We start from the raw sequence: 25,494 nt of genomic DNA, 5'->3' as shown, positions 1-25,494 counted from the left end.
AATAGAATTATGAGAGTAATGAATGTGAAATTTGTCGGTAGAATCATTATGACGGTTCTTTTTGTATTCATCTGTATTGGAGCGCACGCAGATGATGCCCCTTTAAAATATGAGATAGAGGGAGAAGGAGTAGGTGCACAAGGTACTTATTTGGTAAAAGTGACAGTAATCCAGAAGAAAAGTAAATTGGATGCCGATGTGATCAAGAAGTGTGCAGTTCATGGGGTGCTTTTTAAAGGATTTTCCAGCCAGACTTCACGCACCCGGCAGAAACCTTTGGCAGGAAGTATGGTGGTAGAACAGCAACATCAGGATTATTTTGATGTCTTTTTCCAAAAAGGAGGTTCTTACATGAATTTTGCCAATATGGTAGGAGAGAATCTTTCAGTGGTGAAGATGGGAAAGCAGTATCGAATTTCAGCAGTGGTTTCCGTTGCGAAAGACGCCCTCTATCAAGAGCTGGTATCAGCCGGAGTTATTAAAGGACTAAATAATGGATTTTAGCTTATGTATAAGAGGTTGATTGTTACTTTTCTGATACTGGCTGACGGATTATTGTCTGCTTTTGCCCGGCAGGCTCGTGATGTGATTAATCTGAATAATGGTAACTTGTATCATTGAAATTAGACTATGAATTTTAAAGAAGAAAAAATTATGAAACATCTGTTTTATACGTGGAAATTGGGATGTCTGCTTTTACTTATCCTTGCCGGATGCAGCAGCAAAAAAAGTGTTTCTTCCTATCATTCCTTTGAGAGTGAATGTTTGGGAGTAGAACTGGATGGGTCGGAAACACTTCGCGCCTGGGGCAGAGGGAAAAATCGTACAGATGCTATAGAGCAGGCAAAGAAAAATGCAGTAAGAGATGTCTTGTTCAAAGGTGTTGTTGCCGGTAGTCGTGAATGTAGTGTGCGCCCTTTGATAACAGAAGTGAATGCACAGGAACGGTATGCATCTTATTTTAACGACTTTTTTAGAGACGGAGGGGAATATCTGAAGTATGTAAGTATGGAAGATAAGAAAACAAATTCTAACACGAAGGCTTCTAATAAAACCCAAATTTCTTATTCCACTACGGTGCGTGTGCTTCGTTCTCAATTACAGCAGAAACTGATAGAAGATAAAATTTTAAAACCATAAAGACAGAAAAACATGAAAAAATTATATGCTATTTTATTTCTTGTAGCACTTATACACACCGGAGTGTATGGGCAGGCTAAAAAACCCACCATTATGGTTGTTCCCGCTAATGTGTGGTGTACCCATAATGGTTATACACAAAAATATAACAATCAAGGCACTATTACTGAAATTCCGGATTATAAAAAGGCATTGGATAATGATTTGAACTTGGTGAATGTCATAACGAAAATAGGTGAATTGATGGCTGAAAAAGATTTTCCGTTGAAGGATATGGCATCTTCTATTCGTTCCATAGAGCAGAGTTCGGCGGAACATGAGATGACTACCAGTTCTACTTCGGGAGCTTCACTGGCAGAGTCTCCTTTGGATCGGTTAATGAATAGAGCTAAAGCTGATATTCTGATTGAAGTAGTTTGGAATATTAATACAATGGGTCCCAAACGTTCTGTTACTTATACTTTGCGAGGCTTGGATGCCTACACTAATAAGCAGGTCGCAGCGACGCAAGGTACGGGAGAACCTTCTATGGCTGCTGAAGTGGCAGTATTGTTGGAAGAAGCGGTAGTAGACAAGATGGATGCTTTCGTAAGTCAATTACAGAAACATTTTGATGATTTGATGGCTAATGGCCGTGAAGTGGCATTAGAAGTCCGTGTGTTTGATAATGGGAGCGGCGTTAATTTGGAAAGTGAATTTGGGGGGGATGAACTACAGGAAATCATAGAAGATTGGGTGGCGCAGAATACGGTGGCTCATCGTTTTAGTTTAACTGATGCAACTGAGAATATGATGCTTTTTGAGCAGGTACGCATTCCGCTTTATCGTGAAAATGGAATGGCTAGAGATACAAGAAGCTTTGCAAATGATTTGCGCAAATATCTCAATCAGAAAGCCAATCTTACCTGCAAAGTAATGACGAAAGGGTTAGGTAAAGCTGAATTGGTTATCGGAGAAAAATAGAAAAGATATGAAAATAAGGAATATGATATTTGCCGCTTGGTGCGCATGTTGTGTCATGTCTGTGGCAGCACAGGATTGTGAGATAAGCCTTACCATAGCTAAAGCTGCCCAGAAAGAGGAACTTCCATCCCAGGTACAAGAGATTTTAGGAAATCGTTTAGCTGCGGCAGTGGCCGGTCAGGGGAGTGTTGCCAATTCCAATTTTACACCATTCTTTATCACAGCTAAGACCAATACTTTATATAAGGAAACATTGTCCGGTCCTCCTGTCAGTACAGCGCTTACTGTTCAATTGACTTTGTATATAGGCGATGCAGTAGGGCAGAAAGTATTTTCTACTCTCACTGTGGATGCAAAAGGAGTAGGTACTAATATTAACCGGGCATATATCAATGCTTTCCGTGCAATAAATGGCAATAACGTGAAAATACAAGAATTTATACGCGAAGGGAAAGAAAAAATTATCTCTTGGTATAATAGTAATTACAGGCAAATATTGGTAAAAGCGCAAAAAAGTGCTTCTATGCATGAGTATGATGCTGCATTGTATTATGTTACCTCTATTCCTGAATGTTGTGTCGGCTATGAGGAAGCTAGTAAACTGATAGACACTTATTATACTCAATATGTGAATTATAATTGTCAATTGATTATGCAATACGCCAGATCCGAATGGGCGAAGTCACCCGATGCGGAAGGTGCTTCAAAGGCTTTTGACTGGTTGGTTTTCATTGAACCGGGAAGCAGTTGTGAAGGTGAAGCTAAAGTTTTGTATAATGAAATAAAGCAAAAGGTGACCAGTGATTGGGATTTTGAGAATCGTGAGAAATATAAGGATGAAGCGGGGCTGAAAAAGCAGAGGATAGAAGCTGCCAGAGCTATAGGTGTAGCATTTGGTAATGGGCAGCAACCGGTTACTACTAATATTACTTGGCTCCATTAATTCAAGTTCAAATGATTTTAAATAAAGAGAATATGAGAAATAAAAAAGTTATCCTAATTCTATGTCTGCTGGTGCTGGTCAGTGGCTCTGTGCAAGCTCAGAGGTTGAAGGCCGTGCAGAATGAAAAGGGGCGTTATGGCTTTATGACGGAAGACGGGACGGTAGTGATAAAATATAAATATGATGAAGCTACTCCCTTTAAAGACGGTATCGCTAAAATAGGAAAAGATGGAAAATACAGTCTGATTAATGAAGATGGTGAAATCATTACAAAACGGAAATATACATATATCGGTGAATTTTATAACGGGGTTTGCCCCGTCGCTGAAGGTGGAAATACTAAAAAAGGAGTAATGCTAACCACGGGTGGGCTCATAGGCAATAAAGCTAGTAGCAATACAGGTGAAAAATGGGGGTTGATTGATAAGACAGGTAAGGAAATCCTGAAAACCGATTATGAAGCAATGGGAGATTTGAATAAGAAACTGATATATGTCTTGAAAGGCAAGAAGTTCGGGTTCATTGATTCAGCTGGCAATATCATAGTGAAGCCTACTTATAATTTTATTGGCAGTTTCAATAACCAAGGAATCTGTTGGGTTAATATCGGTGGCAAATACGATAAAAAGAACAACATGGTGTCTAAAGGTAAATTCGGGTTAATCAATGAAAATGGGCGGGAAATAATTCCTGCCAAGTATGAAGATGTGGGCAACTTCCCTGTTTTGCGAGATAAGAAAACCGGAGCTTTGCTTGATGAGGCTGCCTTTTATACCAAGGCAGACCAGTCTGCATTTCCGGCTACCAAGCAGGAAATACAGAGCTTGCTGCTTCCCAAACCTCATGCCGCTGAGTCCCAGTTGCCTTCATCGAGGGTCGATTATTTTTATTTCATTAATAAGAAATCCCAAGGGTTGGTAGATATCCATGGAAATACTATTATTCCTTTAACTGCCAATCAGGCTATTCTTCCTCCTTCAGACAATATGCTTAGGCTTGCTAAAGTGGAAAAGAAGCAAATAGCTAAAGCTTATTATGATTTGGATGCTGAAGTGATGGTCAGAATATCTTCTTCAGAAAAGGGAAAGTTTGGAGCTTTCAGCCATAATTTAGCTCCGGTTTCATTGGATGATGAGTTGTATTTCATAGATAAAAAGGGGAACAAGGTGATTGGTGGCCTGTCAAAGGCTTTCCTGAGTAATGAAGGATACCGGGTGGTACAAAAGGGATCGGCTTTTGGCGCTATTGATTCTACAGGGGCAGTTGTTATTCCTATTGAATATACCAATTCGCTTACCAGCGTGAACAATGGACGTTTGGGAGTACAAAAAAATGCTTCTTGGTTTTATGTGGATATGAAAGGACAAATCGTATCCGATAAGTATGACCGTATAGGCAATTTTCATCAGGGGTATGCATCCGTATGCCTGAACAAATTATGGGGGGCTATTGATTTGCAGAACCGGGTTGTCGTTCCTTTAGAGTGGCAAGGTGTAGCTCCTATAGTCGATCCGAAATTGATATGGGTGAAAAAGGATAACCTGTATTATCTTTATGATGGGGTGCAAAAGTCTGTTCGTCTGAAGCAGGGATTTGCCAATGCGTCCAACTTTGATAATGAGATGGCTTATGTGATGTCTGATGGAAAGTGGGGGATTATTGATCCGGATGGCAAGGTACTGGTGCCTTGCTTGTTCGAGAAAGAAGAGGATATGGTCTTGGCCAAACAATATATGTTAGCGGAAGACAAGAAGAACTTGACCGAAGTAGAGGCTCTTCGAGTGATTGCACGTTTTGACCCGGATACAAATATGTTTAAGATAACCTCTGTCATTCCGGATAAACATTGGGATTATTAATTATTGAATGTTTGAAAAATGAAAAGATTCATTATAATACAGCTGTTGGCGGTGGTATTCGCCGCTCAAATTCAAGCCCAGGGAGACGGCGAAATAAAATATCGCCGCAGTTCTCTTTATAGCATGATGATCAATCACGAAGGAAGAGAATTTGGTGATGAAATAAAGGATGTTTTTCTCAAAATTCCTGTCCCTGATAAATATAATAACCATGATTTAAGTGTAAAAGTAATCTATACTTCTGAAAAGAAATTGGATAAAAACCATGAGGAGATAGATGAATTTATCAGAAACAATGGTATTGCCAGCCGTATGGTAGGACGCTGGTTTAACCGTGATTACATGACAGGGATCTGTGATGTGGAACTGGTGAAAGAACGAGGGCTGTATAACGCTTCCGAACTGGACAAGGCTCTGGCATCCAAGACTCAACGCGGAAACGCTCTGCTGGAAGATGCCGGTGAGGACTTGATTGGAAATACTTTTCTTATTGTGAATGACATTCGCTATATTGACCGTTCAAAAGGTTCAAGTGTGTGGGGAGGAATTGTCAAAGGACTGGGTGCGGCAGCGGCTATTTACACCGGTGAGACATCCTATATGGATTTAGGTAATTCTACGGGAGATATGGTTGCATCCTATAAGGGGTTTAAAGTAAATATTGATACTTATCTCTATCAACTGGTTTGGGATGAAGAGACTGCAACAAAATTCTATACTCAATATTATACTGATAAGGATAATAAGGAGAAGGTGAATGCTTTCAATAATAACCGTAAGATGTTCAAGTTGAAGTATGTGGGCAGCCAGCATAGTGATGGAAGTAACACTTCCTTTTTGGGTATTAACTTGGATGAGCCCCAGCAAATGGTGCGAAAGGCATGCCAACGTGCCATTGATGAAAATATAGCGAGTCTGCAAAAGAATTTTGACCAGTTCAAAGTGAATACTCCCTTAATCAGTGTTTCTCCCCTGAAAGCTTATATTGGCTTGAAAGAGGGAGTCACTGAAATGTCTAAATTTGAAGTGCTGGAAGCTGAATTGAGCAAAGAAGGCAAAATGACTTATAAGCGTGTAGGAGTGATTCAGCCTAAGGAAAATCTGATTTGGGATAATCGCTATATGGCTTCCGAGGAACAGGCTTATGGTTCGGACTTTGGTTTTACCACTTTCCGAAAAGTATCGGGTGGCGATTTTTATCCGGGAATGTTGATTCGTGAAATAAAATAAGTGTTTAAGTTAGCCGGCTTCGTCAACAGAAGTGAAAATAGGTTACTTGCCAAAAAGATTTGTTGATATGGCTGAATAGTGAAACATAAAACAAACAGGCGTTTATTCTTTGGAAATGAACGCTTGTTTGTTTATGTTTTAAATGGTTCTATACTGCCAGCTTGGAGAGGTGTGAAAAGTAGAACTGTTTTTTTGATGGCTCTTCCAATTTCATATCATATAGAGCTGGAATGTGAAGCTTAATTTACAAATTTTCAAGCTTGTCTTATTGGCATAATTTATTTATTGTATATATAGTCGTTAATTTTAGCTGCTTGGTATCTGCTTTAGTGTGTTTAGTGTAAATCTTGACAAATGATGGTTTTTTGAATATAAAAGTTGCAATACATTTGCAAATGTAAACTTATAGAGTCAATTGTTACGAAGTATGGAAAAGACAATTATTGCAGCACTTTTAATGCTGATTTCGTTAACATCGTATGCACAGGGTTTAATGTGGACTGCGAAGGCTGAACTCAATATGAGCAGCATGTCTAACGTAGAGGAATCTAAAATGCATCCAGGTTTCTATGCAGGAATAGGAGCTGGGTATGTTATTGATGAAACTTGGTCTGTCCGTCCTTCTTTATTGTTCACTATGAAAGGAGTGAAACAAGATTACAAATTTTAATAAAAATACTGCATTATGAAGAAACTGTTTTTTATCATGGCTATGTCCGTATGTGCATTCACGGCACAAGCACAAACTACTTCCGGTATTCGTGTGGGGTTGAATATGACCAGTGTTACAGGGAAGTATAATGATCTTATGGCAGATCAAGATTATAATAATAAAAGCTATATGGGTTACAGTATCCATTATTTTATAGATGTTCCTGTGATTGGAAACTTCAGTATTCAGCCTGCTGTTGGACTTTCTATGAAAGGTATCACTTATGAGTACGATAAATTTACCACTAAAAAGTCGCATCGGCTCGATTTGGATTCTTATAAGAAATATGATGTGACGGAATCTCGCGGCACTAGTGTCACTCAGAAACATAATCTGGGATATTTGGACGTTCCTATTTTATTTGCTTATGCTTTACCTTTGTCAGAATCGTTTAGGGTTCAGTTGGGAGTAGGGCCTTACTTCTCTTATGGGTTGTTTGGTAAGTTTAAATATGAGTCGGATAAATATTTGACAGTATCCCCCGATAAATATGGAGAAAATAAACATACCATAACCAAAGATGATTGTCCCTCCTTTGGCAAGAATGATGATGCGGACGATCCTAAAGGTAATATTAACCGTTTTGATTGGGGAATTGCCGTACAGGGCAGCATTTATTGGAAACGCTTGTTTTTGAATGTCGCTTATCAAAAAGGTTTGAAATCGGCTAATATTACTGACGAGAAGAATGAAGGGAAAGATAAATTGGCCCTTTCCAATTTGTCGTTAGGGTTAGGCTTTATATTTTAAGTTGTGAACAGGCTGAGGAACTGTTGGAAAATAGAAGAATAGAGAGGTATCAGAAATTTGATGAAACTTGTGCACCCTTTCTTGCCGAAATGAAGAATCTGTCGGGTGTAAATAGAGGTTCATTTGGAAACGTATGTGTAGAAACCCGTTTCCGGTCACTGTTCCGTATCGTTCCGAAAGTCTTTATTCTTTTCGGAAAAGACAAGGACGTTTACAAAAAAGATGAAGACGTCTGATAAAAAGAACAAGACGTTTCATTCCAAAGATCTATATCTTTCAATCTTTAGTTTAAGTCTTTCCGGCTCTACCGGTTTAGCCTTCTCCTCCGAAAGGGAAGGATGCTGGATGTGACGGCAAAACTTGGTACAGGATTTCGTGGAACTTGCTGCAAGATCCGACAGAACTTGTATCAAGATTCTGAATACTTTAGCAAGGAAAGTCGCAGTTTCGAGGCTGCACAAGCTTACCGTGTTTATTGCACAAGCCTGCTTTGTCCACCGGACAGGGCAGGCTTGTACCATGGAACAAGGTGGATAAAGTGGTGGCTGCAGGCATTTTTCTTGCATAAAATAATGTATTGCCATCACCTCTCTAACTCCCTATTCATAGGGAGTACAGGGAAAAGGTGACAGCAGTGGCAACAGAATTATAAAACTCTGTTGTAGGAAAGTGGGGCAATTGGAAACGACTCCTCTGTACAACACACGTTATCTTTTATTTTCTTTTTCCGGATAATGAGGTCCATAAAGCATGGTCTTCTCCTTGACCACCAATCGGCCGTCCTTCACGAACTCTTCGCCGCGTTCACTTAAGTGGCGAATCATTTCATTACGCATTTCCGTCAGCTGCTTCCTGTATTTTTTGTCATTGACGGCATTGTGCAATTCCTGAGGGTCTTGGGTCAAGTCGAATAATTCTTCGGTACCGGTATGGATACGCCATATATATTTTATTTTGCCGTCAGTCAGTGCACACCAATAGTTATCATCACTGTAACAGGTGGCATGCTCCAGATCCAGATACTTGCGCCAGTTTGTTTCCATGCCTTTGGCAAGCGGTAACAAGGAACGGCCGTCCATGTCAGTGGGGATGGTCACATCGGCTGCATCGAGGAAAGTGGGAAGAATATCACGCAACTCTACGGGAGCGTCTGTTTTTCCCGGTGTAACGTGGTTGGCAGAAGGCCATTTCACGATGTATGGCACATGAGTGGAGCCCTCGTATGGATAGGTCTTTCTCCAGTGATAATGGTCGCCCATCATATCGCCATGATCGGAAACGAAAACGATTAATGCGTCATTATACATATCCTTTTCTTTCAATGTTTGGATAATTCTGCCTATCTGTTCGTCAATGAAAGTGATGTTGGCATAATAATGACGTCTGGAATTGCGTGCATATTCATTGCCAAAATTACCGTATGGAGCGTCTTGTGCCGTTTCTTCAGGATTTAGTTTCTTGGCGTATTTGCCACACCAGTCTCCGATGGCAGGATCGGGTATTAGGGCATCCTTATACATGTCCAGATATCTTTGTGGTGGATCATACGGACTGTGCGGACGGGCAAAAGAAACTTTCAGAAATAACGGTTTGTTGGTCGGATCGTAGTTGCTGATAAGTTCACAGGCCATTTCTCCTGTCCAATAGGTAGGATGGAGGTTTTCGGGCAATTTATAGATACTTGCCGTATGGTCGTTCCAGCCTATGCCGGTGGCGTCAGGATTCTTTCCGGGGGCTTTTGTTTGGAACCATTGGCGGTAATCACTGGTGAAATTCTCGTCCTCCATGCGTCCGCTTTCATCTAGCAGAGTGCCTTCGAAACCATGTTTTATCCGTTGGGGATGCCAGTGCATTTTCCCGATTCCAAAAGTATAATAACCAGCGTCTTTTAGCATCTGTGGCATTTCGTATTTATATTCGGGAGATACTTTTCCATATCCCAACAAGCCATGATGCCAAGGAGAAAGTCCGGTCAGCAGACCTGCACGTGCCGGAGTGCTGCTTGGACAAGAAGAATAACCATTCATAAATAATGTTCCCTCGGCAGCTAGTGCGTCCAGGTTAGGGGAGATAACCGCATCGTTTCCCATACAGCCTATGGCATCAGCTCGCTGTTGGTCGGTCATTATCAGTATGATATGAGGATGTTTTTGTGCGTATGCAAAAGAGGAGCACACTCCGGCTGTGACAGCCAATGTGTATTTCAGGTTGATTAGAATATTCATGTTTATAGGTTTTTCATAATGTTATGTGCAAAGGTAGGAAATTTTTGGTAACCTTAAGCCATAAATGGTGATGGTTACAGTAGAAATACTTGAAATTGAAGTCTTGTTTTGTACATACGTATGGGTGACCTCATATATACTAATGGTAGAAAAGGCTATAAAAAAAGGCTTGTTCCATACAGAACAAGCCTTTTTTTATATGCATGTATCAGAGATTATTCACCCCAATTCATTGCTTCCATACGTTTGTAAGAAGCATAACGTTTCTTGGCCATTTCTTCGCAAGCAGCAAATAGATCTGCTGCTTCAGCAGGATACTGTTTCATTACAGAAGCAAAACGAACTTCGTTCTTCAAGAAATCCTGGAAACCTTCCCATTTCGGTTCTTTAGAGTCAAGCATGAATGGATTCTTGCCTTCTTCTTCCAAAGCGGGGTTGAAACGCCACAAGTGCCAGTAACCGCATTCTACAGCCTTAGCCTCTTCAGCCTGGCTCTTACCCATACCTGCCTTCAAACCGTGGTTGATACACGGAGCGTAAGCGATAACCAATGACGGACCGGGGTAAGCTTCTGCTTCACGAATAGCTTTCAAAGTCTGAGCTTGGTCAGCACCCATAGCAATCTGGGCAACATATACATAACCGTAAGTAGTAGCGATCATACCAAGGTCTTTCTTACGTACACGCTTACCTGAAGCGGCAAACTTAGCGATAGCACCCAGCGGAGTAGCCTTAGATGACTGACCACCGGTATTAGAGTAAACTTCAGTATCCAATACCAAAATATTTACATCTTCACCGGAAGCAATCACGTGGTCCAAACCACCGTAACCGATATCGTAAGAAGCACCGTCACCACCGATAATCCATTGGCTCTTCTTAACCAAATAGTTCTTGAATTCTGCAATGGTAGCGCAGTTCTTACATTTATCTTTAGCAGCTTCCACCATTGGAATGATCTTTTCGGCAGCAGCTTTGCTCTTGTCTGCATCGTCCTTACCGTCAATCCATTCCTGGAATGCTTCTTTGTATTCTGCCGGACAAGTATCACTGGCGATAGCATCCTTCATGGCAGCTTCGATACGTGCACGAAGTTTCTTGTCAGCCAAAGTCATACCTAAACCGAATTCGCAGAAATCTTCGAACAATGAGTTAGCCCAAGCAGGACCTTGACCCTTTTCGTTCTTAGTATAAGGAGTTGAAGGAACAGAACCGGAGTAGATAGAAGAACATCCGGTAGCGTTAGCAACCATTTCACGGTCACCGAATAACTGGGAAATCAGTTTCACATACGGAGTTTCACCACAACCTGAACAAGCTCCAGAGAATTCAAACAACGGAGTAGCGAACTGAGAGTTCTTCACATTGGCTTTGATATCTACCAAATGTTGTTTGCTCTTCACGTTCTTAGCGCAGTATTCCCAATTGGCTGCTTGAGACAACTGGCTTTCCAAATGTTTCATTGTAAGAGCCTTGCCTCCCTTCTTCGGATTGCCCGGACAAACATCGGCACAGTTACCACAACCCAGACAGTCAAGCACGTCAACCTGGATGCGGAATGTCATTCCGTCAAATTGTTTACCTACAGCTTTCAATGTCTCGAAGTCTGCACCCTTCTGTTCTTCAGCGTCAAGTACGAACGGACGGATGGAAGCATGAGGACAAACATATGCACACTTGTTACACTGGATACAGTTTTCAGCATTCCATTCAGGTACGAATGCAGCTACACCACGTTTTTCGTATTGAGCAGTACCTTGTTCCCAAGTACCGTCTTCGATGCCTTTGAATGCAGATACCGGCAACAAGTCACCATCCTGAGCGTTGATAGGACGAACTACTTCGTTGATGAATGCAGGGTCATTGTTAGCAGCAGGAGCTTCAACTTCCAGATTAGCCCAAGCCGGATCAACTGTCAATTGTTTGTATTCACCACCACGGTCTACGGCAGCATAGTTCTTGTTCACCACGTCTTCACCCTTCTTGCCATAAGACTTAACGATGAATTTCTTCATCTGTTCTACAGCCAAGTCAACAGGAATAACGCCTGTGATACGGAAGAATGCTGATTGCAGGATGGTATTGGTACGGTTGCCCAAACCGATTTCCTGAGCAATCTGAGTTGCATTGATGTAGTAAACAGTGATATTGTTCTGAGCGAAGTATTTCTTCACTTTGTTAGGCAGGTTCTTTGCCAGTTCTTCACCTTCCCAGATAGTGTTCAGCAAGAAAGAACCGTTCTTACGCAAACCACGGGTTACATCGTACATGTGCAGATAAGCCTGTACGTGGCAAGCTACGAAGTTCGGAGTATTTACCAAGTAAGTAGAACGGATAGGAGTATCACCGAAACGGAGGTGAGAGCAAGTGAAACCACCTGATTTCTTAGAGTCGTATGAGAAATAAGCCTGGCAGTGCTTGTCGGTGTTGTCACCAATAATCTTCACAGAGTTCTTGTTGGCACCTACAGTACCGTCAGCACCTAATCCGTAGAATTTAGCTTCGAACATGCCTTCACCGCCCAATGCGATTTCTTCTTCCTGGGGAAGAGAAGTGAAAGTTACATCGTCTACGATACCCACAGTGAAGTGGTTTTTCGGCATTGGCAGAGCCAAATTCTTGAATACAGCGATGATTTGAGCCGGAGTAGTGTCTTTAGAACCTAAACCGTAACGACCGCCTACGATAACCGGGGCGTTTTCTGTTCCATAGAAGCAGTCTTTAACATCCAGATACAAAGGTTCACCGTTTGCTCCCGGTTCTTTAGTACGGTCAAGAACAGCGATAGTCTTGGCAGTCTTAGGTACAGCAGCCAAGAAATGTTTAGCAGAGAACGGACGGTATAAGTGTACAGAAACCAAACCTACTTTTTCACCTTTGCTCATCAAGTAGTCGATAGCTTCGCGGGCAGCTTCTGTAACAGAACCCATTGCGATAATTACGCGTTCAGCGTCTTCAGCACCATAGTAATCGAACAAACCATGAGGACGGCCTGTGATTTTGCTGATTTCGTTCATGTATTCTTCTACGATAGCCGGAACAGCTTCATAGAAGTTATTGCAAGATTCTCTGTGCTGGAAGAAGTGATCGGGGTTTTCAGCCATACCGCGTGCAACAGGGTTGTTAGGATTCAACGCGCGTTGACGGAATTCAGCCAAAGCCTGTTGGTCGATCAGACCTGCCAGATCTTCGTTTTCCAGCATTTCAATCTTTTGGATTTCGTGAGAAGTACGGAAACCGTCGAAGAAGTTAACGAATGGCACGCGTGATTTGATAGTAGCAAGGTGAGCTACGGCAGCCATGTCCATAACTTCCTGTACAGAACCTTCGCACAACATGGCGAAACCTGTCTGGCGACAAGACATGACGTCCTGGTGGTCGCCGAAGATACACAATGCGTGTGAAGCCAATGTACGGGCCGATACGTGGAATACGCAAGGCAGGAATTCACCGGCAATTTTGTACATGTTGGGGATCATCAGCAACAATCCCTGAGATGCAGTGTAAGTGGTAGTCAACGCACCTGCCTGAAGAGAACCGTGAACAGCACCTGCCGCTCCGCCTTCTGACTGCATTTCCTGTACCAAAACTGTTTCGCCGAAGATGTTTTTACGACCTGCGGCAGCCCATTCGTCCACGTATTCAGCCATAGTAGACGACGGAGTGATGGGATAGATAGCAGCTACTTCAGAGAACATATACGAGATATGTGCTGCTGCCTGGTTACCATCACAAGTGATGAATTTTTTTTGTTTAGTCATACAATTACTAATTATTAGGTAATAAAATTTATTCTCTATCTCTTAATATAAAAAGCCGAAAAGCCATAATGGGATCATATTTCCGTGTCCTAATTCCAATTTGTGTAGGGCATAATACACGTTTGGATTATTTTTGAACTTGCACCCTTCTGCGCAAATACGGAAATGCAGTCCGTTGTCTACCATAAATGAAGTGCCTTTATCGCCTTTATATAGTTTATGGTCCTTATACAGGGTATTCATGAAAAATGTATCCAGAACATCCTGTTCTTCGACCTTTACCGGATAAATGGAGTACATCAGGTTGGTGTTGTGCATCATCAGTTTGGAAGGTTTCTTGGGAAATTCCTCTCCCTTGGGATAAACCATATTGATAAGACGCGCATCTGCCAGATACTTAATGTAATTCATCACCGTGGCACGTGAAGTTTGAATCTCCGTGGCCAGCTGGCTGACGTTCGGAGCAACGGGTCCGTCCACAGCTAGCAAATATAGTAATTTTTTTATCTTTGAAAGATATTTCAGCTCAATTTGTTTGATAAGAAGTATATCTACTTCTATCATCATATTCATGGTTTTTAGCAGATTCTCCGAAAAGTTACGTTTTTCCAGAAAGAATGGGTAGAAACCGTGATGCAGATAGTCTTGAAAATAATCCAACGGCTTCACGTTGCGCAGGATGGTTTTCGCTATCTGTTCGTGATTCTCCAAAATTTCTTGTAAGGTATAGGCACGGAAACAATTACCGCTTTGCAGATTCAGGTATTCGCGGAATGAGAAACCTCTCAGGTAGTATACCTTGACAATGCCGCTCAGTTCTGGATTTTCTTCTTTCAGTCGCATCACGGATGATCCGGTGAATATAATCTTCAGAGTAGGAAACATTTCATAGCAAGCACGCAGGTCGTGGCTCCATTCGGGATACTTGAACACTTGGTCTATCAACAAAACTTTTCCTCCTCGTTTTACGAATTCTGCGGCAAACTCCACTAACGTATATTTAGAGAAGTAAAAGTTATTCATGTTGATGAACAGACATGAGTGATCCGTTCCGAACTTTTCTTTTGCATATTGCAGGAGGAAAGTCGTTTTTCCTACGCCACGAGTACCCTTGATGCCGATCAGTCTGTCGTTCCAGTCTATTTCGTCCATCAAGTCCCGGCGAACAGGAGCATTTGTATGTTCCACCAGATAACTGTGTGTTCTGTAAAAGGTTTCCATGGTTGCTTTTTTATCGGTTGCAAATATAGCAATACTAATTCAAATTGCAAACTGGAGATAGCAAAATATTATTTTTTTTCAACTAAAAGACGAACAAGAGAAATGGTTTGTACTCTAAAACATTTATCTTTGTGTCCGGAAATGGAAGCGCTTTATTTATTCAATCCGGAAAATGATATGGCATTGGCTTGTGGTGATCCTTATTATATGGCACCTGCCAGTGCCCGGCGAATGGCGGCCGAGCTGTCCGTGTTGCCTGCATGGTATGCAGAACAGGGAGGAACTGTGTGGCTGGATTCTGCTCTGCGTATGAAAACAATGGAAAGACAATCTTTTTTGCCGCCTTCGGTCAATTGGACTTCAGAATTCCTCCCCATTTATAATAAAGTGATTCCTTGGGGATGGAATCCGTCTTTGGTGCGTCGTTTGCAGGAAGCTGGATTTCCTGATACAGCATATCCTTCAGTAGAGCGTATGAAGCGTATCCGTCAAATATCCGGACGTCAGACGGCTGTAAAAGTGTTACGACGCCTTTGTAGGCATATAGGTGGGAATATTCCCACATTGGGGGAGGCTTTTGTATTGTCATCAACAGAGGAAGTGAAGGCTTTTGTGTTGTCTCATCCTCGTGCTTTGTTAAAAGCTCCATGGTCTGGTAGTGGGAGAGGGATACAATATGTTTCAGGTAGTTTTACCATCCCTCTGGAAGGGTGGATTCGACACATACTTACCACTCAGCATGAGGTGATAGGAGAACCTTTTTATGATAAGCTTTTGGATTTTGCCATGGAGTTTTTTGCAGACGAGTGGGGACAGGTACATTTTATAGGGTATTCTTTATTCGAAACAGACAAGAGAGGTGTTTATAAAGAAAACTTGTTGGCTGCGGATCGGGTTATTGAAGCGAGGATATCCACATATGTTTCTGCGGAAATCTTACATCAGGTTGGGAGGGCGTTACAGGTGGAATTGGCGGAAGTGATCAAAGGGAGTTACGAAGGCTATCTGGGGGTGGATATGATGATATGCCGTACCCAAAACGGCGGGTATGCCATTCATCCGTGTGTGGAAATAAATCTTCGTATGAATATGGGAGTGGTAGCACGTTTGATATATGATAACTATGTGTGTGATGGCGGGCAGGGACGGTATGTTATAGAATATTATGCAAAGCCCGGTGAGGCATGGCATTCTCATCTTGCGCTTCAAGAAAAGCATCCTTTATATCTGGAAAATGGAAAAGTGAAGTCGGGTTATTTGTCACTTACACCGGTAGAGAACAATACGTCTTATCAGGCATATATCTTAATTTGATTTTCCGGATAAAGGAAAATCAAATTAAGAGGGGATGGTTACCATCCACCCCCTAATGCTTTATACAATTTTACTAATGTAATTTGTTTGTCTCTTATTGCATTACTTAATCCTATTTGTGCATCGAAATAGCTACGTTGTGCATCCAATACATCCAAATAGCCTATTACTCCATTGATGTATTGCAATTGGGCCAGTTCCATTGTTGCTTTAGAGGAACGTTCCAGTTGCAGACGCGATTCGTAGATATCTTTTATCTTATTGAAGTCCACAATGGCATTGCGGGCCTCTTTGAATGCAGTCAGCACTGATTTTTCATAGCTGTAGCATTCCTGTTCGTATGCGGCTTTCTTAGCCTTTAGGGTTGCTCTGTATTTTCCCATGGCGAAGAGAGGAGTTAGAAGATTGCCACTGATATAATGAATGGGTGATTTAAAGAAATCAGAGAATTCTTCACTTTCTACGCCATATTGTGCTGTGAGGCTGAGTCGTGGGAACATATTGGTATAGGCAATACCTACACTGGCATTGGCTGCTATTAATTTCTGTTCTGCTTCGCGTACATCGGGACGACGTTCCAACAGAGTGGAGGGTAGACCTACTGGTAATGTTTCAGGTAGTTTTACCTCTTCGGGCAGAATGGAACGCTGTATGCGGTGCGGGTATTCGCCTGCCAGGAATGCGATATCATTTTCTTTCAATGAAATTTTCCTTTCCAGTTCAGGAACTAAGGTTGCGGTACGTGCATACTCCACTTGTGCCTGTTGATAAGAAGTTTCTGAAGTCAGTCCTCCTTCAAAACGAAGCTTTGCCAGGCGTACTCCTTCTTTACGGGCATAGAGTGTTTGACGAACGATGTTCAGCTCATTGTCTAATGCGACCAATTCAAAATAGGCTTGTGCCACTTCGGACACAATACTCATTTTCAAGGCACGTTGCGCCTCGATGCTTCCCAGAAATTGTGCTATGCTTTTGTCTTTTGCCCAACGCAGGTTACCCCATAAGTCTAATTCCCAAGTCACGGTAAGTTTACCACCCAGTTCGGGGTCATTTTTATAGTTGTCACCACCATAATTACTTCCTTCTTTTTGGGCATAAGCGCTTCCGTTCAGTTGGGGGAAAAGGTTGGCAAAGTCTATGCGCTTCATTGCGGCAAGTTCTTTTACACGTGCCGCAGCTATTTTCATGTCTTTGTTGTTATCCAACGTCTTTTCTATCAGGCTTTGCAAGGTTGTGTCCGTATAGATTTCCCACCATTGCATATCGGCTATAGATAATGTATCCTGTTGTCGTAATGTATCTAATTGTTGGGGAAGATGTAAGTCGGGACGTGTGTAGTGCTTACCTAATTGGCAAGAAGTCAGCAAAGTCATTCCTGATACGGCTATATATAATAATGTATGTTTCATCATTTCTTTCATCTTTTTATATCCTTATTTTTGTTTCATCTTCGCTTTCATCTTGTATATCAGTACAAAGAAGAAAGGTACTAACAAAATTCCCACAGTTACAGCAAAGATCATTCCGAAGAATACACCTGTACCAATAGCCTGACGGCTGGCTGAACCTGGCCCGCTGGCAATGACCATAGGTAACATACCTAAGATGAATGCCAATGAAGTCATCAAAATAGGTCGGAAACGGAGCTGTGAAGCATGAAGTGCAGCTTGTACTACATCTACTCCTTTGTCTACTTGTTCTTTGGCAAACTCTACAATAAGAATTGCATTTTTGGCGGCTAGTCCTACCAGCATCACCAATCCGATCTGGAAATAGACATCATTCTCCAGTCCACAGCCCCATACACCTAGATAAGCACCTAATGCGGCTACAGGCAAAGAGAGTAATACTGCAACCGGTACCATCCAGCTTTCGTATAAGGCAGCAAGGAACAAAAATACGAACATGAACACTAATGCCAGCACCATGCCGGTCTGTCCACCTGCCTGTTTTTCCTGGAAGGATAGTCCGCTCCATTCTACACCGATATTTTCCGGTAGGTGTTCGCGGGCTATTTGTTCGATAATTTCCATAGCCTGTCCTGAACTGTAACCGTCTGCGGCCTCACCGAGAATCACAGAACTGTTGAACATATTAAAACGTTTGATGCTGCCCGGACCAGTGGTATACGAAGTGGTACCCAGCGAGGTGAGCGGTATCATGGCATTGTCTGTACCCCGTACAAAAAACAGGTTGATATTCTCCTTATGTTCCCGGTAGGGTGCTTCTGCTTGAATATATACACGGTAGATGCGGTTAAACATATTGAAATCGTTTACATATACCGAACCTGTATAAGCTTTCATAGTCGAGAATACATCGGCTAAAGGTACTCCTGAGAATTTTACTTTGTCACGGTCTACATCAAAATAAAGTTGGGGGATATCCGCTTGTAAAGCCGAAGATAAACCTGATAATTCCTTACGTTTTGATGCATAATACATCAATGTATCCGTAGCTTGTACCAAATTTTCGAAAGTGGCATCTCCACGTGCTTCCAATTGCATTTCGAACCCGCCCGAACTGCCTAATCCCGGAATAACGGGAGGGGTGGAAAGATATACCTTGCATTCGGGGTATTGTGACATGTCTTTTTTTACCTGTGCCATAATATTGTCAATAGTTTGCGAGTCACGTTCCTCCCAAGGTTTTAAGATGACAGTCAGTTCACTTCGTGCCTGACTGGTTCCTACACGCGGACTGCTTCCCGCCACGCTTTGCACATATTCCACTGCCGGATTTTTCATCAGGTATTCCACAGCACGTTCTGTTACGATACGTGTACGTTCCAACGTTGCACCTTCGGGTAGCTCCAACTCTATTTTAAAATACCCTTGGTCTTCGATGGGGAGGAAGCTGGTGGGAATAATGCGATGGATTAACAGGATGGCGATCAATACCATGCCGAATGTGCTCAGTACCCGACGCGGGTGTTTCACAATGTGTTTGATAAGCCCTACATATTTATGATTGCCGATAGCCAGCCACTCATTGATACGGCGGAATACGATATTCTTTTTCTTGTTCGGATCTTCCGGTTTCAGGATAAGCGAACACATGACTGGACTCAATGTCAAAGCTACTACCGTAGACAGCAATACGGATACTACGATGGTTACCGTAAACTGGCGATAAAGTTGTCCGGTAATTCCACCTAGAAAACTTACGGGAACAAATACTGCTGCCAGTACCAAAGAAGTGGCGATAATGGCTCCTGTAAGTCCTTCCATAGCTTTCTTGGTAGCTTGGTAGGGAGATAGTTTCTCCTCTTCCATGATACGCTCCACATTCTCTACTACCACGATAGCATCGTCCACCACAATACCGATGGCAAGTACCAACCCCAACAGGGTCAGGATATTAAGCGAGAATCCGAAAATCAACATGAATCCGAAAGTTCCAATCAGTGAGATAGGTACGGCAACTAGTGGGATAACTGTTGCACGCCAGCTTTGGAGTGAAAGGTATACTACGATAATAACCAGTATCAGGGCTTCAAACAGTGTTTTGTACACTTCATGAATAGATTCCGAAATATATGTGGTCATATCGAAAGGTATCTCGTAACTCATTCCTTCGGGGAAATTCTTGCTGATTTCCTCCATAGCTTCTTTCACGCTTTTTGCTACTTCCATAGCGTTGGCTCCCGGTAACATATAGATGGCCAATACCGCTGCATTTTCTTTGTTAATGGCACTCTCGGTATTGTATGATTGTGCTTCGAGTGAGATGCGGGCCACATCACGTAAACGGATGATGGAACCATCGGCATTGGCACGGACTACGATTTCCTCAAACTGGCTTACAGTAGATAGACGTCCCTGAGTAGTGATGGGAATGGTTACGTCTAATCCTTGTACGGGTTGTTGTCCCAGTACACCGGCTGCTGATTCCCGATTTTGGTCTTTCAGTGCATTCTGCAGATCGGCTACGGTCAGACCGAAATTGGCCAGTTTGTCGGGCTGTACCCAAATTTGCATGGCGTAATATCGGCTTCCGATGTTTGAAACACGTCCTACGCCAGGGATACGGCGGATTAGGTCCAGTACATTCAGAGTAGCAAAGTTGCTAAGGTATATTTCATCGAATTTCGGGTCGGTAGAGGTAAGGCATAGGGTCAGCAATTGACTGGCAGCCTGTTTCTCTACCGAAATACCATTTTGTATAACTTCTGCTGGAAGACGTGATTCTGCTAACTTGATACGGTTCTGTATTTCTACTGCCGCCAGATCGGGATCTGCCGAGATATCAAAAGTGACGGTGGCTGAAAAACCTCCCGAATTGGAACTGTTTGATTCCATGTAAAGCATTCCTGGAGTACCGTTCAATTCCTGTTCTATAGGAGTGGCTACTGCTTGTGATACTGTCAGGGCACTGGCACCCGGATAGGATGCGCTGATTTTCACTACCGGCGGGGTAATCTGCGGATATTGGTCAATGGGTAGCATCGTGAGACCGATGATACCGACAATGACTATTAATATGGAGATGACAGCTGAAAATACCGGTCTGTCTATAAAGAAACTAACTTTCATAATGTCTATTGTTTTTTTGAATGCGTAAATTTTCCTCCATAGGGGAATTCGTATTCGGGAGTGAAATTATCCGATCGTATCTTTTTCCTCCGTTTTTTTGTCTTCTACAGCAGGACTTACTTTTACTTTCATGCCTGGATTCAGCTTGTGGTATCCTTCTATAACAATGTCTTCTCCGGGAGCCAAGCCTCTTTCCACCACTACTTGATTCTGGAATTCAGGTCCTAATTCAATGAAACGTCTCTCTACTGTAGAATCTTTGCGCATTACATAAATATAGGCACCGCCTTTTTCTATGATAACGGACTTTAACGGAACTACCGTAGCTTTTTCTCTGACATCCAATAATAGTTTTACTTTGGTGAACTGTCCAGGAAGTAATATCCGTTCTGGATTCGGCATTTCGGCACGTACGGAGAATGTACCTGTGCGTGGATCAACTTGCGGTTCGGCAAAGTCTACCAGTCCTTTGTATGGATAAATAGTATTGTCTGCTAGAGTAATGGAAACATTGGGTTGCCAAGAGCGGGTAGAGTCTTTTTGACCTAAGTTCACATTACGTTCTTTGCTTTTCAGATAGTCTAGAGCTGTCATGCTGAAATCCACTAATACAGTATCACTTTTTACTACGGTGGCAAGCAGTGATTTGCCACTTGGACCTACCAATGTCCCTAAATCCACGTGACGTTCACTGATATGTCCTGCTAACGGAGAACGAACTATCGTATAACCTAGTTCCAATTCTGCTTGATCAAGGTCGGCACTACTCATAGCTACCGAGGCTTCTGCTGTTTCATATGCAGCAGTAGCATTGTCCAAGTCCAACTGGCTGGCAGCATTTTGTTCATATAGCGGACGGATACGTTCTAAATCGCGTTTTGCTTTTTGTGCCTGTGCTTCATCTTTTTTCAATTGGGCACGCGCTTTGTCAGCTTTGGCTCGATATTGATCTTGATTGATAACAAACAGCACTTGATTCTTAGTGACATATGTACCTTCTGCGAAAAGCATTTGTTCTAAATATCCCTCTACTCGGGCACGTACTTCAACGAATTGCTGTGCACGTACGCGTCCTACATATTCACCATATATTTCCACATCGTCTTGCGTTGCCGGTGCTATGGCAACTACTGGAAGTTCCGGCATCTTTGCCGGTCGATGGGAAACAATCAGGTAAATCCCGATAACTAGTCCAATACCTATTACTACAAGCGCTGTTCTTTTCTTTTTTAGCGCAATTTCTTTGTGTGTAAAAAATAGTTTCATACTTTAGTTTTGTTATTGTTTAAGATGCCGTCAGTAGGAATACAAGCAGCGTGCCAAACTACTGTAAATAGCCTTTCCTTTTCATAATCAGTGTTTTATTACTGCCTTTTGTTGATAGGGAAAGTGTGGAAAACAGGCAACAGCTGTAGAATAATTCCACAGTAGGCGAATTAAATTTAGTAGAGGATTATCGATTTGGATGCAAAAATAGTAAAATAGTGGGTAATTTTAAAATATTTATTCATTATTCATTATGATGAGGACGATGTTGTAGTGTTAGCAGATATGTATGTAATTTAAATTTTGCTTGAGATCGTCATATCTGCAACCTTGTTGTTTTGAAATACGCTCCCTTTCATTTTGAAAAGGGTAGTGTTTCCCTTTTTTATGACTTCATATAATATCTGTTTGTTTATCAATAGTTTATAATGTTGTTTTTCATTTTGGCATAGTATTCGCTATATACTTGTCAAATATAAAAAGTATAAAAAGATGGGAGAATTTTATAATCCAGATAAATTATATAAAGGTGGAAGCCGGAATAATAGCTTGATAAATAAAAAAATGATATTCCGTGTATTGGGGGTATTACTTTTTATTGAATCTGCTATGTTCCTGCTTTGTGCGGCTGTTTCCTTATGTTACGGTGAGCAAGATTATCAATATTTTCTATATACCATTCTTTTGAATACATTGGTCGGTGGAGTTTTGCTAATTTGTAGTAGAGGTGCTGAGAATCGGCTGACACGACGAGATGGGTACTGTATTGTAACTTTTACTTGGTTTTTGTTTACGTTGTTTGGAATGTTGCCTTTTTATTTTAGTGGAGGAATCCCTTCGGTGACGGATGCCTTTTTTGAAACCATGTCGGGTTTTACTACTACAGGAGCTACTATATTGGATAATATAGAATCTCTTTCACATGGTCTGTTATTTTGGCGTAGCTTGACACAATGGATAGGTGGCTTGGGTATTGTCTTTTTTACTATTGCTGTGCTTCCTATTTTCGGGGGAGGAACTATACAACTTTTTTCAGCTGAGGCTATCGGAGTGACGCATGACAAAACACATCCCCGGATTGATGTGATGGCTAAGTGGCTGTGGATGATATATGCTATTCTTACAATTGCAGAAACTGTGCTGCTGATGATAGGAGGAATGAGTTTTTTTGATGCGGTATGTCATTCATTCTCTACAACGGCTACAGGTGGTTATTCTACCAAACAAGCTAGTGTAGCTTATTGGAACTCTCCGTTTATAGAATATGTAATAGCGATATTTATGATCCTTTCGGGTATTAATTTCTCTCTCTATTTTATGTGTCTGAAAGGGAAAGGCAAGCGTTTATTTCAGGATGATGAATTCCGTTGGTTTATGAAATCAGTGAGTATTCTGACACTTGTTATTACGTTTGCCTTAGTTTTTCAGAATCATTATGATTGGGAAGAGGCATTCCGCAGGGCTCTGTTTCAAGTGGCTACGGCGCATACGTCATGCGGCTTTGCAACGGATGATTATAACTTGTGGCCATCTTTTACATGGATGCTTCTTATTTTTGCTATGTTGTCAGGTGGATGTACGGGGTCTACTAGTGGGGGAATCAAAAATATGCGCCTTATGATTCTGGCGCGTAATATCAAAAATGAATTCAAACGGATGCTGCATCCTAGGGCTGTATTGCCTGTTCGTGTGAACCGTCAGGTTATATCGCCTTCCATCATTGCTTCAGTGAATACATTCTTTGTATTTTATTTGTTCTGTATTTTGGCCGGATGGATACTGCTGATGTTTTTCGGGGTGGGGATAATTGAAGCGATGAGTACAGTAATTTCTAGCTTAGGCAATGTGGGACCGGGATTAGGAGCATTCGGTCCTGCTTTTTCATGGGCGGCGTTGCCTGATGCTGCTAAATGGATATTGTCGTTCCTGATGTTGATAGGACGTTTGGAGTTGTTTGCTGTGTTGTTGCTTTTTTATTCAGGATTTTGGGAAAGACGATAGTTCTCCGGGAAAAATTGATATGTATCATTTAATTAATGGGTATTCATTGAAATGAAGTTCTAGAAATATGTATTTTTACAAAGGATGATATATATTTGTGCTCGGATTTACAATACATTCATGTTATGGCAACTTCGAGAGAGATGACTTCGGGACGTCCGTTCCCTTTGATATTGAATTTTGCTTTTCCTTTATTGCTGGGTAATTTACTTCAGCAGACTTATTCGTTGATGGATGCTGCTATTGTGGGTAAGTTTCTTGGAATTAATGCTTTGGCTTCTGTAGGAGCTAGCACTTCGGTGGTGTTTTTGATATTAGGCTTTTGCAATGGCTGTTGTGGTGGCTTCGGTATTCCTGTCGCACAGAAGTTTGGAGCAAGGGATTATGGTATGATGCGGCGTTTTGTGGCAGTTAGTTTACAATTGGCAGCGGTGATGTCTGTAGTAATTGCTATTGTAACTAGTATGTTTTGTTCGGATATTCTTCAGATGATGCAGACTCCGGAGAATATTCTTGAGGATGCTTATCTTTATTTGCTGATTACTTTTATCGGGGTGCCCTGTACCTTTTTCTATAATTTGCTTTCAAGTATTATTCGTGCATTGGGTGATAGCAAAACTCCGTTTTGGTTTTTGCTTTTTTCTACGATATTGAATATTTTGCTTGATCTCTTTTGTATTTTGATACTTGATTGGGGAGTGGCGGGAGCAGCTGTGGCTACGGTATTCTCACAAGGGGTTTCGGCTGTATTGTGTTATTTGTATATGATGCGTCATTTTGAGATTCTGAAGGGAACTCCGACAGAGCATAAATTTCGAGGAGCGTTGGCAAAGACTTTACTGTATATCGGTGTGCCGATGGGATTACAGTTCTCTATTACTGCTATTGGCAGTATTATGTTGCAAAGTGCGAATAATGCATTGGGTACTGCTTGTGTGGCTGCTTTTACGGCTGCTATGCGTATTAAGATGTTTTGTATGTGTCCGCTTGAGAGTCTGGGTATAGCTATGGCTACTTATAGTGGACAGAATTACGGTGCGGGAAAACCGAAGCGTATCTGGCTGGGAATCAAGGCGAGTGTGTTAATGATGGTTATTTATTGTGGTTTTATGTTTGTAGTCTTGATGTTGGGAGCACGTACTTTTGCCTTGTTATTTGTTGACCCAGCAGAATGGGAGATATTGAAAGATACGGAATTGTTTTTGCATATTTCCGTTTCTTTCTTTCCGGTTTTGGGCTTACTTTGTATCTTGCGTTATTCCATTCAGGGGGTGGGCTTTACCAATTTGGCTATGTTGTCGGGGGTATCCGAAATGATTGCCCGTATAATGGTCAGTCTTTATGTAGTACCAATATTGGGCTATTTAGCTGTTTGTTTTGGTGACCCTACGGCATGGATATTTGCAGTTATTTTTCTGATTCCCGCATTTATATATGTGTATGGAAGAATAAAACGGATGTCTACTTCAGGAATGGTAAAATACTAATTTGGTGTGAGAAGGTGTGTCAAAATGCGCACCTTCTTTTTTTATGCACAAAGCCCCGACTTTCACAAGCAGGGGCTTTGTTATTAC

At 41.8% G+C, this 25,494-nt stretch carries 17 protein-coding genes; 11 read left to right on the top strand and 6 right to left on the bottom strand.

Annotated features, from left to right (window positions below; genetic code table 11):
• Positions 1 to 9: 9 nt before the first annotated feature.
• The 8 genes from RE317_RS16120 to RE317_RS16085 all read left to right on the top strand — a co-directional run bounded on the left by RE317_RS16120 (position 10) and on the right by RE317_RS16085 (position 7,597).
• Positions 10 to 504, top strand: a complete 495-nt coding sequence (locus RE317_RS16120; RefSeq protein ID WP_008670055.1) for a hypothetical protein — start codon at positions 10 to 12, stop codon at positions 502 to 504.
• Positions 505 to 654: 150 nt separating this feature from the next.
• A complete protein-coding gene (locus RE317_RS16115; RefSeq protein WP_005852087.1) occupies positions 655 to 1,140 on the top strand; it encodes a hypothetical protein in 486 nt (161 codons plus the stop codon).
• Between the two features lie 12 nt (positions 1,141 to 1,152).
• Positions 1,153 to 2,103: a DUF6175 family protein gene (locus tag RE317_RS16110; protein WP_008670052.1), complete on the top strand. Its 951-nt coding sequence runs from the start codon at positions 1,153 to 1,155 to the stop codon at positions 2,101 to 2,103.
• A gap of 7 nt (positions 2,104 to 2,110) precedes the next feature.
• Positions 2,111 to 3,046, top strand: coding sequence for a hypothetical protein (locus tag RE317_RS16105; RefSeq protein ID WP_008781687.1), 936 nt, complete (start codon positions 2,111 to 2,113; stop codon positions 3,044 to 3,046).
• Between the two features lie 11 nt (positions 3,047 to 3,057).
• Positions 3,058 to 4,905: a WG repeat-containing protein gene (locus RE317_RS16100; RefSeq protein WP_008670048.1), complete on the top strand. Its 1,848-nt coding sequence runs from the start codon at positions 3,058 to 3,060 to the stop codon at positions 4,903 to 4,905.
• 18 nt (positions 4,906 to 4,923) lie between these two features.
• Positions 4,924 to 6,135: a hypothetical protein gene (locus RE317_RS16095; RefSeq protein ID WP_008670046.1), complete on the top strand. Its 1,212-nt coding sequence runs from the start codon at positions 4,924 to 4,926 to the stop codon at positions 6,133 to 6,135.
• Positions 6,136 to 6,562: 427 nt separating this feature from the next.
• Positions 6,563 to 6,805, top strand: a complete 243-nt coding sequence (locus RE317_RS16090) for a hypothetical protein (protein ID WP_008670044.1) — start codon at positions 6,563 to 6,565, stop codon at positions 6,803 to 6,805.
• A 15-nt stretch (positions 6,806 to 6,820) separates the two neighbouring features.
• The gene (locus RE317_RS16085; RefSeq protein WP_117873501.1) at positions 6,821 to 7,597 is read left to right on the top strand and encodes a porin family protein; all 777 of its coding nucleotides are present in this window, start codon (positions 6,821 to 6,823) and stop codon (positions 7,595 to 7,597) included.
• A 707-nt stretch (positions 7,598 to 8,304) separates the two neighbouring features.
• Here the strand turns inward: RE317_RS16085 and RE317_RS16080 are convergent.
• The 3 genes from RE317_RS16080 to RE317_RS16070 form a co-directional block, all read right to left on the bottom strand.
• Positions 8,305 to 9,822: an arylsulfatase gene (locus tag RE317_RS16080; RefSeq protein WP_008670041.1), complete on the bottom strand. Its 1,518-nt coding sequence runs from the start codon at positions 9,820 to 9,822 to the stop codon at positions 8,305 to 8,307.
• 215 nt (positions 9,823 to 10,037) lie between these two features.
• Positions 10,038 to 13,583 (bottom strand): pyruvate:ferredoxin (flavodoxin) oxidoreductase, encoded by a 3,546-nt coding sequence (nifJ, locus tag RE317_RS16075; protein ID WP_005852063.1) that lies wholly within the window; start codon positions 13,581 to 13,583, stop codon positions 10,038 to 10,040.
• A 42-nt stretch (positions 13,584 to 13,625) separates the two neighbouring features.
• Positions 13,626 to 14,804: an ATP-binding protein gene (locus RE317_RS16070; RefSeq protein WP_005852061.1), complete on the bottom strand. Its 1,179-nt coding sequence runs from the start codon at positions 14,802 to 14,804 to the stop codon at positions 13,626 to 13,628.
• Between the two features lie 102 nt (positions 14,805 to 14,906).
• Here RE317_RS16070 and RE317_RS16065 point away from each other — a divergent pair, with 102 nt between their 5' ends.
• Complete coding sequence (locus tag RE317_RS16065) at positions 14,907 to 16,118, top strand: hypothetical protein (protein WP_008670037.1); 1,212 nt, start codon at positions 14,907 to 14,909, stop codon at positions 16,116 to 16,118.
• 38 nt (positions 16,119 to 16,156) lie between these two features.
• Here RE317_RS16065 and RE317_RS16060 read toward each other — a convergent pair whose 3' ends face one another.
• The 3 genes from RE317_RS16060 to RE317_RS16050 all read right to left on the bottom strand — a co-directional run bounded on the left by RE317_RS16060 (position 16,157) and on the right by RE317_RS16050 (position 21,919).
• On the bottom strand, positions 16,157 to 17,530 hold the full coding sequence (locus tag RE317_RS16060) for an efflux transporter outer membrane subunit (protein ID WP_008670035.1): 1,374 nt from the start codon (positions 17,528 to 17,530) through the stop codon (positions 16,157 to 16,159).
• Between the two features lie 21 nt (positions 17,531 to 17,551).
• Positions 17,552 to 20,653 carry an efflux RND transporter permease subunit gene (locus RE317_RS16055; protein WP_005842146.1) on the bottom strand — a complete coding sequence of 1,034 codons (3,102 nt, stop codon included), beginning with the start codon at positions 20,651 to 20,653 and terminating at the stop codon, positions 17,552 to 17,554.
• Positions 20,654 to 20,719: 66 nt separating this feature from the next.
• Complete coding sequence (locus tag RE317_RS16050) at positions 20,720 to 21,919, bottom strand: efflux RND transporter periplasmic adaptor subunit (RefSeq protein ID WP_005842144.1); 1,200 nt, start codon at positions 21,917 to 21,919, stop codon at positions 20,720 to 20,722.
• A 492-nt stretch (positions 21,920 to 22,411) separates the two neighbouring features.
• On the opposite strand from RE317_RS16050, the gene RE317_RS16045 reads away from it, so the two are divergent.
• Together RE317_RS16045 and RE317_RS16040 are read left to right on the top strand one after the other, a co-directional pair.
• Positions 22,412 to 23,920 carry a TrkH family potassium uptake protein gene (locus RE317_RS16045; protein ID WP_008670032.1) on the top strand — a complete coding sequence of 503 codons (1,509 nt, stop codon included), beginning with the start codon at positions 22,412 to 22,414 and terminating at the stop codon, positions 23,918 to 23,920.
• Positions 23,921 to 24,045: 125 nt separating this feature from the next.
• On the top strand, positions 24,046 to 25,407 hold the full coding sequence (locus RE317_RS16040; protein WP_008781693.1) for an MATE family efflux transporter: 1,362 nt from the start codon (positions 24,046 to 24,048) through the stop codon (positions 25,405 to 25,407).
• Positions 25,408 to 25,494 lie beyond the last annotated feature (87 nt).

This window comes from Phocaeicola sp. GP0067, from assembly GCF_031119655.1.
Lineage (GTDB): Bacteria > Bacteroidota > Bacteroidia > Bacteroidales > Bacteroidaceae > Phocaeicola > Phocaeicola vulgatus.
Note: the sequence above shows the minus strand (reverse complement) of the source record. Positions and strands in the feature narration are given on the sequence as shown.